This window comes from Halobacillus sp. BBL2006 (genome assembly GCF_000786645.1).
GTDB lineage: Bacteria > Bacillota > Bacilli > Bacillales > Halobacillaceae > Halobacillus.
Genome location: NZ_JRNX01000060.1, coordinates 1 through 9,310 on the forward strand (window position 1 = coordinate 1; position 9,310 = coordinate 9,310).

Here is a 9,310-nt window from a genome sequence, read left to right on the forward strand (position 1 = left end):
TTCATCATCCAGCTTCTTCTTCCAATTAAATGAAGGTGAGCAGTTGTAAGCAAGTAATTTACCAGGATATTTTTCGTGAATCGCCTCCGCGAACCTTTTCGCTTCATCCAAGTTCGGTTCTGAGGTCTCACACCAGACAAGGTCTGCATATGGTGCATAAGCAAGTCCTCTCGCAATGGCCTGGTCCAACCCTGCTCTTGTTTTGAAAAATCCCTCAGCCGTTCGTTCACCTGTGAGGAAAGCAGCATCTGTTTCATCGACGTCGCTGGTAATCAAGTCTGCAGCGTTCGCATCCGTACGTGCGATAATGATGGTCGGAACCCCCATTACATCTGCCGCGAATCTGGCTGAAATCAAGTTACGTACAGCAGTCTGCGTTGGTAAAAGCACCTTTCCGCCGAGATGACCACATTTCTTCTCGGAAGAAAGCTGATCTTCAAAATGAACCGCAGATGCTCCTGCTTCAATCATTCCTTTCATTAACTCAAAGACGTTCAACTGACCTCCGAACCCAGCTTCAGCATCCGCGACGATCGGTGCAAACCAGTCGATCTCATCTTTGCCTTCCATGTGGTGGATCTGATCTGCTCTCTGTAGGGCCTGGTTAATGCGCTTAACAACCTGCGGAACACTGTTTGCCGGATAAAGACTTTGATCAGGATACATATGTCCTGATAGATTTGCATCTGCCGCTACTTGCCAGCCGCTAAGATAAATCGCTTTCAACCCAGCCTTTACTTGCTGCATCGCCTGGTTTCCCGTCAATGCTCCGAGCGCATGCACATAATCATCTTCCTTTAACAGTTTCCAAAGTTTTTCTGACCCTTTTTCAGCTAACGTGTATTGAATATCCATCGACCCTCGAAGCCTGATGACATCTTCCGGTTCATACGGGCGTGCCACCCCGCTCCAACGATCTTCTTCCTGCCACTGCTCGCGCAACTTTTCCACTCTATTATTCATACCGGCTATTCCCCCTTAAGATAAACGCTAACTATTTTAATCGTTCCAGTCTTGAAAAACCATTTAACCTGGATCTCTATCCCCCTGAACCTTATAAAAACTCTTTACCTTTACAAAAAACCTTTGTTATATATTAATAGATTTTAAACTATACTGATATATAACAGTTAACCCAAAAAATTATTCGTCTCTCTTAGAAAGACATCGATCACATTCCATCATGTAAGTATAGGGATGACCTTTAACCTCTGAACCACATTGCGGACAAGTAACAACAACACTTTGACGATTTTTCTGTTCTTTCATTTTAGCTCCTCCTTTAATATAACAGTTAAGTATTTTGTTATCTGTTATGGTACAGTCTACGATGAGTTGAGCAAATTTGCAACCATTTTTTGAAATTTTTTCTACAATTGGGCTTTTCGATGTGAAAAAATGCCGTTGTGAAGGGGTTCACCGGACCATTTTTTTTGATTCATTTATGCTCTCATATCAGTTGTTGATCATTTTTATATTCTTTAAGCTGATGAGTTTTTTCTCATAACTCTTCTAATAGCAAATGTCTAAAACTGTTACATAACACCTCTGAATTAATTTGTTTTCTTATTACTTAAAATTAATAATGGGGATCGTAGCACTGTTAATCCTTTTAAAAAAATGATGTGAATCTTGATACGACCATGATGCAGCTGTGTAGTTTTCAAGTCGGCGGTTCACTTCAAAAAGAGTATGCTGCCTTTACGTTTAAATGGCAAAAACAAAAAGCCTGCCAAAATTGGCAGGCTTACATCGCTTAAGAAAAGATGCGATCGATTTGTATAACTTCATCTGATGAGAAATCCACTTCCAAAGTTTTTAAGTTGTCAACGACTTGGCGATCCCGTTTTGCTCCCGGAATGACTGCATCGATTGCCGGTTGATTCAAATACCAGGCTAATACAATATGGGGAACGTCCACTCCTTTTTTCTCTGCAATCGGACGGAGTTGATCCACCTTAGCTAGATTCTTTTTTAATTCTTCTCCCTGGAATAGCGAATTTTTCGACCTAAAATCATCGAATGTTGTATTTTCATCGTACTTGCCTGCTAACAAACCGGAAGCGAATGGAAAGTACGGAACAAATGAGATATTATTCTCAGCTGTGTACGGAAGTATATCCTTTTCTGCATCTCTTTTGAACAAATTGTATTCTCCTTGAACCACATCCACAAATCCATCTTTATTGGCTTCTTTCAATTGATCAAGAGAAAAGTTTGAAACACCAATGGACCGGATCTTCCCTTCATCTTTCAATTCTTTCAAAGCACCTACGGCCTCATCCTTGGGTGTATCATCATCAGGAAAATGTATATAAAACAAATCAATATAATAGGTCCTTAAACGCTGCAAACTATCTTCAACAGATTGCTTTAAAAAGGTAGGATCGTTATTAAAAACAACGTCCTCACCCTTAAATTGGTGAGCGCCTTTAGTGGCAAGGACAACTCCTTCACGTTTATATTCTTTCATTACTTCACCGACTAGTTCCTCTGACCTTTCGGGACCATAGATAAATGCTGTATCTAGAAAGTTCATTCCATGGTTTAAGGCTGTGCGAACGACATCTTTACCTGCTTCTTCATCTAAATTAGGATAGATGTTGTGTCCTCCAACAGCATTTGTTCCTAAGCCAATGGGGTTTACCTGTAAATCCGACTTTCCTAATTGAGTATTTTTATTCACTATTTCATCTCCTCTACATAGTCACTTCTTTTTTGGTATTTACCACATCCATCCAATAAAAAAACAAGAGTGACCCTATTACCAGGTCACTTCGTCTGTCATTAACTTAATAAATTCTTCTAGAGATGGTGATAACCATTTCCTCTTTTGATAGACAAGTTGGATCATCATACCGAAATCTTCATAATCAAAATCAAGACGGGCGAGACGTCCATTTTTCAAATCCTCTTTTACCGTCATTTCCGGCAGCATAGCGATACCTAATTCATCTACGACACATTGTTTGATCGCTTCTAAACTGCTGAAAGAGATAACAGAACGAGCTTGTATGCCTTTCGCTTTCAGCAATTTTTCTAGTGATTTTCTATAAGAGCAGTCTTTTTCTGTTAAAATTAGCGTCTCATCTTCCATCAACCCTATATCAAGGTTTTGATCTGCAGCCAAGTGATTCTGTGGCGAAGCGACCATGAACATTTTTTCTTTTCTTAAAGAAATCGATGTTAAATTCGGGTGCTTGATTGGCTCATCAAGCACTACAGCCAGATCATAATGACTCTCCAAAATACCTTCCAATAAATTAGGACATAAACCCGATTCTAGTTGGATCTTCATATTTGGATTCTCTTTTTTAAAAAGCTTCAGGATACCAGTTATGTAGTAAGCAGCTAGAGACTCCACGGTCCCGATTCGGATCGTCCCCCTCATATTACTTGTTTGAGAGACCTTTATTTCAGCTTCATCCATCAGATTAATGACCTGTTGAACATAATATAATAATTCTTCCCCAGACTGAGTCAACCTCATTTTCTGTCCAACTCTTTCGAACAATTTGACTTTATAGTGTTCTTCTAATTTTTTGATCTGGGTAGTTACGCTTGATTGGGCGTATCCTAACTCTTCCCCTGTCCGTGTATAACTTCCCCACCTGGCCACTTCTTTAAATGTGTAAAGGTATGATAAATCCATATCCCAGCCTCCATCAAAAATTACGATAGTATATATCATTAATTATAAATATCTACAATATCCGATGCAATGATATACTTTTTAGAGTGACTATGTACGAGGAGTGAGAATATGAAAATTTTGACTTTGTTGGGCAGCTCTCGAAAAGAAGGGAATACAGAATTTTTAACAGAACAAGCTTTATCTAATATTACTCATACAACTATTCGATTGAGTGATTATCATATCGAGCCAATTACAGACATGAGACATACAGAGTCTGGTTTTTCTTCCGTCCATGATGACTATGAGCAGCTACTAGAGCTGTTTTTGTCTCATGATATCATCATCTTTGCCACCCCAATTTATTGGTTCGGCATGTCCGGTCAGATGAAAATCTTTATTGATCGCTGGTCGCAATATTTACGTGATGACCGCTTCAATTTCAAAGAAAGATTAACACAGCAAAGAGCGTACGTTATTACCACCGGAGGAAGTGACCCTAAGTTGACTGGGTTGCCATTAATCCAGCAGTTTGGGCATATTTTTGACTTTGTTAATATGTCATTTGAAGATTACATCATCGGTCAGGCGGTAAAGCCAGGAGAGATACAGCAAGATTCTCAAGCCTTGGGAAAAGCTGCGGAATGGAACAGCTTCTTTAAGAATTTGTAAAACCACCAAAATACGAACACACGTTCTTGTAATTCTTTTAGAACCCGTATACAATAGTAGTGGACATAAAATTCTATTAAAGGAGTGTTCACTATGAAACATCAGGCTACCCCTTATCTAACGTTTAACGGGAACGCAAGAGAGGCTCTAGACTATTACAAGACGGTCTTTAACGGTGAAATTACAGGACTTCAAACATTCGTTCAGGCAGAATTTGAAACACCAGCAGGAATGGATGAAAAGGTCATGCACGCTATCTTCAAAAAAGATGAACTTGTTTTCATGGTTTCTGATGCCTTCTCTTCCCATTCGGTTCAAGTCGGTAACAATGTTTCATTAGTTTTAGAGCTGGAAGATGCCGAAGAAATTCAAAGTTATTATGACCGCTTAAAAGAAAAGGGCACTGTTTTAATGGAATTGCAGGACACGTTTTGGGGAGCAAGATACGCAAAAGTAAAAGACGATTACGGAATTATATGGGATCTGAATTATTCAAAAGAATAATGGTCGAGAGGAACGGCTCACTTTAACCGTTCCTCTCCTTTACTTATCTAAATGTAAGGTGCAATTGAAAAGGTCACACTGCCATTTTCCTTGACGCAGGAAAAGTTCAGAGACAGAGGTATTTTTCATATGTTCCTCCGTAACATTTTCGGGATCAAGCTCTCTGAGCAGGTGACTGATCCATGCACCATGACTGACAATGATGATGTTCTTTCCCTGATCTCTCGTTATCATATCTTCTATAAATTCAAGACTTCGCTTTATTAAGCTATCCGGCTTTTCCATGCCAAGTTCAAGACTTCTCCAATTCTCCCCCCACTTCTCAATACGCTCATCTTCCGTCGTTCCTTCGATTTGGCCTCCATCCGCTTCCTGCAGACGCTCATCATACCTGATTTCCAATCCCACACTAGTGGCAATAATCTCTGCTGTTTGCTTTGCCCGGTGAAGCGGGCTTGAATATAACACATCCCATTTTTCACTATGTAAACGTCCAGCCAATTTTTCGGCATCAATCCTGCCATCCGCATCAAGAGGTATGTCTGATTTTCCTTGAGCTCTTCTTTCTTTATTCCAATGCGTACTTCCATGACGTATAATCGCTACCTTCATTCACTTATCCCTCCTAAAAAGAAACTCTTTCAGTCATTTCTACACGGAAACTCTTGAACCCTTTATTTTGCATCCTGAAACTCTTTAATAGAAGTGCTTAAAGTATATGATAAAATTCTTTCATGCAAAGATGACTATCTTTTAAAAAAGTAGGTAACTACCATGAGAAACAATTTTATTAACAAAGTTATTCGCTGTACGCTGGAGACACTAATTATCACTTTTTAAACTACTGACTTACCACCCCTTTGCTGCATCAAAAAAAGACCGCTTGTATTTAAGCGGTCTCCAAAGTATTTTAATCTAGATCTAAATCCGTAACTGCCCCTTTTGCTGAAGAAGATACTAAACGAGCATATTTTGCTAAAATACCCGTGCGATGTTTAGGAGCTGGTTGTTCCCATGCCTCCCGGCGACGTTCTATTTCACTCTCAGAAACATCGAAATTGATTTGCTGCGTCTCACTATCAATCGTAATCGTGTCACCCTCTTGGAGCAATCCAATTGGCCCTCCTACGGCCGCTTCTGGTGCCACGTGTCCGATAACAAAACCATGCGAACCACCGGAAAAGCGTCCATCTGTAAGGAGCGCTACTTTCCCTCCTAGTCCCTTACCAACAATCATCGCGGTAATCGATAGCATTTCAGGCATGCCTGGCCCTCCTTTTGGACCAACATTTCTGATGACGAGTACATCACCCTCTTTGATTTCATTGCTTACAATAGCGTCTGTCGCTTCAGCTTCACTATCATAAACTCGAGCCGGGCCTTCAAACCTGCTTATTTTTTGACCAGACATTTTAGCGACGGCTCCTTCAGGGGCTAAGTTACCTTTAAGCACAACAAGAGGACCATTCGGCTTGATTGGATCTTCAAGTGGCAGGATGACTTTTTGTCCATCTTTTAAAGAAGAAGCTTCTGCTAAGTTCTCCGCTACTGTCTTACCAGTCACAGTTAAGCAATCTCCATGAAGCAAACCGTGTTCATGAAGGAGCTTCATGACAGCAGGTACTCCACCACTTTCATATAGATCCTGCATGACATAACGTCCACTTGGTTTCATGTCAGCAATATGAGGAACGTTCTGTCTGATTCTTTCGAAGTCGTCAAGGCTCAAATCAACACCTGCTGAATGTGAAATCGCAAGCAAATGAAGGAAAGCATTTGTGGAACCACCTAGCGCCATAACAACCGTGATGGCATTTTCAAAGGCTTCCTTGGTCATGATATCTCGAGGGTATATATCTTGCTCCAATAGATTGACGACCATCTCGCCAGCTTGCTTACATTCAGACTCCTTGTAATCATTGACTGCCGGCGTAGAAGAAGAACCAGGAATACTCATACCAAGAGCTTCAACAGCTGCGGCCATCGTATTCGCTGTGTACATGCCCCCGCATGCACCTGCTCCAGGGCAAGCATTGCATTCTACTCTATGAAGTTCTTCATCGTTAATTTCTCCTTCGTGGTACTGCCCTACCGCTTCAAAAGAAGAGACAATATCGATATCCTTCCCATTCAATTTCCCTGGCTGAATCGTTCCACCGTAAACGTAGACCGATGGAATGTTCATGCGGCCGATTGCCATCATACACCCAGGGGTTGTTTTGTCACAGCCTCCGATTGCTACAATTCCATCAAGACGCTCAGCATTTGTAACAGTTTCAATCGAATCTGCAATGACTTCACGACTAGGGAGAGAATAATGCATGCCTTCATGCCCCATTGCGATTCCATCGGAAACGGTAATCGTATTGAAAATCATCGGTGCTCCACCGTTTTCTCTTGCCCCGCTTTTCGCTTCGCGTGCCAGACGATCAATATGTACATTACAAGGGGTGACTTCACTCCATGTACTCGCTACCCCGATCATCGGCTTTTTGAAATCTTCATCTGTAAACCCTACAGCTCGGAGCATTGAGCGGTTCGGGACTCGGTTGACACCTTCACTGATGACTTTACTGTTTATTCTTAGATCCTTCTTCGTTTTATCCATCCCTTACACTCCTTCATTGTATATTTCTGTGCATGTCGAATTTTTCGAGTTATTACTTAACTTAACATGATGATACTAACTAAGTGGACACTTCGCAATAACTTTTCTGAAAATATCAAACTTTCTTAAATATAAAGCGTTTTCAATAAGAAAAAGACTTACTTCAAATGAGTAAGTCTTTATTTAAAATAGAGCGGCTTTAAAGGTTGGCCGGTTCAAATGTCTTACAGTCCGTTTCTTCACTGTTATGTGCCTTTTCACCTTTGTGACTGACAACATAAATCCGATCCGCACCACAAGTTTGACCATTTTCATTATAAACGCAGTTACGTACTTCGCATAGAACGTCTAATGCCATCCTAAACACCTCCCTATAGGGTTAGAATTCTACATCAAAAAATAAATATACGTTGCAGAAATTTCGTTCCCATTGACTACCCCAATGTATGATAAAATAAAGACCGTGCTATTATACCGGATTGTAAACTTTTGACCCTATAAACATAAAATAATTGCAAATACACAGGTGAAAAATGTCCATTTGCTTTGAATTGCTGAGCATTTGTTATAAACTTCATGATGGAAGACAACTTTAAATAGGACTGGTGTTCATGGAAAACAAAACGAAGATTTACAATAAATTGTTGAATCTTGTTAAAGAAGAAAATGTAAAAGTCGATGAAATGTTGAAGGACCACCTATATACCAAGTTAGGTGGAAAAGCGGATTTCTTTATTACACCAACGACTTTTGAAGAAATCCAAAACGTCGTTAAGCTCTCTAACGAAGATCAGATTCCGTTTACCTTGCTCGGAAATGGTTCGAACTTAATCATTAAGGATGGCGGAATTCGTGGTATTGTTATTAACTTAAAACATTTAAACCAAATCTCTTCGCAGGGAAATACCGTCGTTGCTCAAAGTGGGGCGCGTATCATAGATGCTTCGCGGTATGCTTTAGCAGAGCATTTGTCAGGTCTTGAATTTGCCTGTGGTATTCCAGGTACCGTTGGGGGCGCCCTATATATGAATGCGGGTGCCTATGGTGGAGAAATAAAGGATGTTCTTGACTACGCCTACGTGGTAGATAAAAAAGGAAACCTTGTCAAACGCCTTGCTTCTGAACTTGACTTGGATTACAGGACAAGTAACATACCAGATAATGGGGACATTGTAGTTGAAGCTACTTTCAACCTGAAGCCTGCAAGTTACGAAGAAATTAAAGAAGTGATGGATGATTTAACATTCAAGCGGGAATCAAAACAACCTTTGGAATACCCATCGTGTGGTAGTGTATTTAAACGGCCCCCAGGATATTTTGCAGGTAAGCTTATTCAGGATAGTAAGCTGCAGGGGACCAATATTGGAGGAGCAGAGGTTTCTACGAAGCATGCCGGCTTCATCGTTAATAAAGATAACGCTTCAACAAAGGACTATATTTCTCTGATTGAGCATGTTCAAAGGACGGTCAAAGAGAAGTTCGGCGTCGACTTAGAAAGAGAAGTACGTATTATAGGTGAAGACCAAGAATAGTCACCTTAGAGAAGGGGACTCAGTATCTATACTGAGTCCCTTTTTCCGTCTAATCACGACTTTTTGTTTAAAAGTCTAATTCCTCTCGATCTCTAAAAAAAACTTTCCATTGGGACCGTCTTCCTCTAACTGGGATATCCACAGAATTCCTGCGATTGCTTCTTCAGGTTCACGCTTCGCTTTTTCCCCACCCAAAATCCGTGGGGATGATTTTGCTGAACAAAAAGGCATTGCCATGAACCAATGCCGGACCCGTCAAGATTTTATCGAATAAGTAAAGCAAAGGACAAGGTACCAAAACTGAATTAAACAAAAGCGCAAGCGCCTGACTTAGTTATTCAATGAATGTTCAACTAAGTT

At 40.5% G+C, this 9,310-nt stretch carries 10 protein-coding genes; 3 read left to right on the forward strand and 7 right to left on the reverse strand.

Annotated features, from left to right (window positions below; genetic code table 11):
• From aceA to LD39_RS02300, 4 genes are all read right to left on the reverse strand, one after another.
• On the reverse strand, nt 1-963 hold a 963-nt coding region (gene aceA / locus LD39_RS02290; RefSeq protein WP_035542458.1), incomplete at its 3' end, for an isocitrate lyase.
• A 180-nt stretch (nt 964-1,143) separates the two neighbouring features.
• Entirely contained in the window at nt 1,144-1,269 is a 126-nt protein-coding gene (locus LD39_RS22460; RefSeq protein ID WP_156112553.1) for a YhfH family protein, read from the reverse strand.
• Between the two features lie 487 nt (nt 1,270-1,756).
• Entirely contained in the window at nt 1,757-2,686 is a 930-nt protein-coding gene (locus LD39_RS02295) for an aldo/keto reductase (RefSeq protein ID WP_035542459.1), read from the reverse strand.
• Between the two features lie 78 nt (nt 2,687-2,764).
• Nucleotides 2,765-3,652 (reverse strand): LysR family transcriptional regulator, encoded by an 888-nt coding sequence (locus LD39_RS02300; protein ID WP_035542461.1) that lies wholly within the window; start codon nt 3,650-3,652, stop codon nt 2,765-2,767.
• 111 nt (nt 3,653-3,763) lie between these two features.
• On the opposite strand from LD39_RS02300, the gene LD39_RS02305 reads away from it, so the two are divergent.
• Entirely contained in the window at nt 3,764-4,306 is a 543-nt protein-coding gene (locus tag LD39_RS02305) for a flavodoxin family protein (RefSeq protein ID WP_035542462.1), read from the forward strand.
• A 93-nt stretch (nt 4,307-4,399) separates the two neighbouring features.
• Entirely contained in the window at nt 4,400-4,810 is a 411-nt protein-coding gene (locus LD39_RS02310) for a VOC family protein (protein ID WP_035542465.1), read from the forward strand.
• Between the two features lie 39 nt (nt 4,811-4,849).
• On the opposite strand, the gene LD39_RS02315 is transcribed toward LD39_RS02310, so the two are convergent.
• The 3 genes from LD39_RS02315 to LD39_RS21930 form a co-directional block, all read right to left on the reverse strand.
• Complete coding sequence (locus LD39_RS02315) at nt 4,850-5,422, reverse strand: histidine phosphatase family protein (protein WP_035542466.1); 573 nt, start codon at nt 5,420-5,422, stop codon at nt 4,850-4,852.
• Nucleotides 5,423-5,720: 298 nt separating this feature from the next.
• Nucleotides 5,721-7,418 carry a dihydroxy-acid dehydratase gene (gene ilvD, locus LD39_RS02320; protein ID WP_035542468.1) on the reverse strand — a complete coding sequence of 566 codons (1,698 nt, stop codon included), beginning with the start codon at nt 7,416-7,418 and terminating at the stop codon, nt 5,721-5,723.
• Between the two features lie 199 nt (nt 7,419-7,617).
• Nucleotides 7,618-7,776: a DUF1540 domain-containing protein gene (locus tag LD39_RS21930; RefSeq protein ID WP_081988242.1), complete on the reverse strand. Its 159-nt coding sequence runs from the start codon at nt 7,774-7,776 to the stop codon at nt 7,618-7,620.
• A gap of 253 nt (nt 7,777-8,029) precedes the next feature.
• Here LD39_RS21930 and murB point away from each other — a divergent pair, with 253 nt between their 5' ends.
• Nucleotides 8,030-8,950: a UDP-N-acetylmuramate dehydrogenase gene (gene murB / locus LD39_RS02325; RefSeq protein ID WP_035542471.1), complete on the forward strand. Its 921-nt coding sequence runs from the start codon at nt 8,030-8,032 to the stop codon at nt 8,948-8,950.
• Nucleotides 8,951-9,310: the final 360 nt, after the last annotated feature.